Origin of the sequence: Peribacillus sp. NPDC058002 (genome assembly GCF_042886655.1) — a bacterium.
Classification (GTDB): Bacteria; Bacillota; Bacilli; order Bacillales; family DSM-1321; genus Peribacillus; species Peribacillus aracenensis.
Genome location: NZ_JBHVQU010000465.1, coordinates 1 through 1,678 on the forward strand (window position 1 = coordinate 1; position 1,678 = coordinate 1,678).

The window sequence follows — 1,678 nt, forward strand, 5'->3', positions numbered from 1 at the left end:
GTAATGTTCGCTATCTATCACACATCAAAGCCCTATTCAGCTTGGCTTATTAATTTTTAGATATAGCACTCATTGAATTTAAAAGGACCATTCATCATTTGATGAATGGTCCTCTTTTGTAATGATCAAATCTTAACTTGGTTGATGCTGAATCTAAGGGAAAATCCCTCAGGTAATTTTGCATGTGTCAAAATCCGGGTTTCTTTCAAGCGTTTATCATTATAAGAGGAGACTTCCATCAATTCTTCATCCATATAAGCAGGATGGGTCATTATCTCCACGCTCGCCCCATCCGGTACCCTTCCCTTCAAGTTTTGAAAATAATCTTCAACCACCATATCTCCATAAAAATCATCCAGGAATACATCTGTAACGGTTTGAATCCCAGCCAGGTGCCTTCCGGCATTACGCACTGGCAATCCGTATTTATCAGACAGCTTTTTTATTACAGGTAGAAATGCTGTGATCCCGTGTACATGATGATGGCTGTCGAAATGAGTCGGAAATAAGCCAAATTCCAAGAATCTTTCGATTTGTGCTGACCACTCCCTCTCCAATTCCCTCAAGGAAATACCGGCAGGATCCCCATATATCAACGCTTGCTTTTTAAAAAAACCTGATTCATCAACTAAACTCGGAACATCACTCAATAAAGGTTTACCCCATGTCAGCACTAAGTGTATACCTACTTTCAACGAAGGGGTCTTCTTTGCGATTTCAATCGCATGCTCAGTTGCTTTCGCATTCATCATGATCGTCGCCGAATTGACAATCCCATATTTGTGGCTATCCAAAATCCCATAATTCACCGCTTTAGTTAACCCGAAATCATCTGCATTTACAAGGACTTCAATCATGATAAATTATCGTGCAACTCCTTTTTTTCAAAAAACTGCGGCAAATACTCTTTATGCGCCTCCAGCATTTCGTCTAAGATAAGTTTTGCAACCCGATCACTTGGAACGAGTGGATTGATCGTCATGGCAAGCAATGCAGTATCATAGTCGCCTGTAATTGCGGCTTCGATGGCTACCCTTTCAAAGGATTTGATTTGCTGAATTAAACCGCGGACTGCGACAGGAAGCTCACCTACATTGATAGGCTTAGGACCATCCTTGGTTATCACGCAACTGGTTTCAATCGCCGAGCCATAGGGGATGCCTTCAATCGCACCATGGTTTACGGTATTTACCGCTTGAATATCTCGCTTATCGGTATGCATCGAGCAAATCAACCGCACAGCAGCATCACTGTAGTACGCACCTCCGCGCTCTTCAAGCTGCGGCGGCTTGATGGCCAGATCCTTGTCTTTGTATAGCTCAAATAAACCTGTTTCAAGTCTTTGAACGACCTCTGCACGTGTTTCCCCTTTTTCTGCATCCTTCAATTCCTGGGCTAGTACATCTCCCGTTTTATAATAGTAGTTGTGGTATGGACACGGAAACAGGTTTAACGCTCTTAGGAATTCCGGTTCCCAGCCCATTGCATGGATATTCTTCATCGTGACAGCATTAGATGGATCTGTAATCAAATGGATGATTTGATCTTTGACACTCTCGCCATCAACGAATACATCCAAGCCGTAAACCATATGGTTCAAGCCAGCAAAGTCGATCCGGACTCTTGATGGCTCTACATCCATTAAATCCGCAACACCTCGTTCCATACCAATCCGCAC

The 1,678-nt window shown here is 42.9% G+C and carries 2 protein-coding genes; both read right to left on the reverse strand.

All coding sequences use genetic code 11. The annotated features are described in order from the left end of the window. Window positions 1-125: 125 nt before the first annotated feature. Window positions 126-857, reverse strand: coding sequence for a chitin disaccharide deacetylase (chbG, locus tag ACFVSH_RS26335; protein WP_387708759.1), 732 nt, complete (start codon window positions 855-857; stop codon window positions 126-128). Then, on the reverse strand, window positions 854-1,678 hold an 825-nt coding region (locus tag ACFVSH_RS26340; RefSeq protein ID WP_483878316.1), incomplete at its 5' end, for a family 4 glycosyl hydrolase. The genes ACFVSH_RS26340 and chbG, both read right to left, overlap by 4 nt.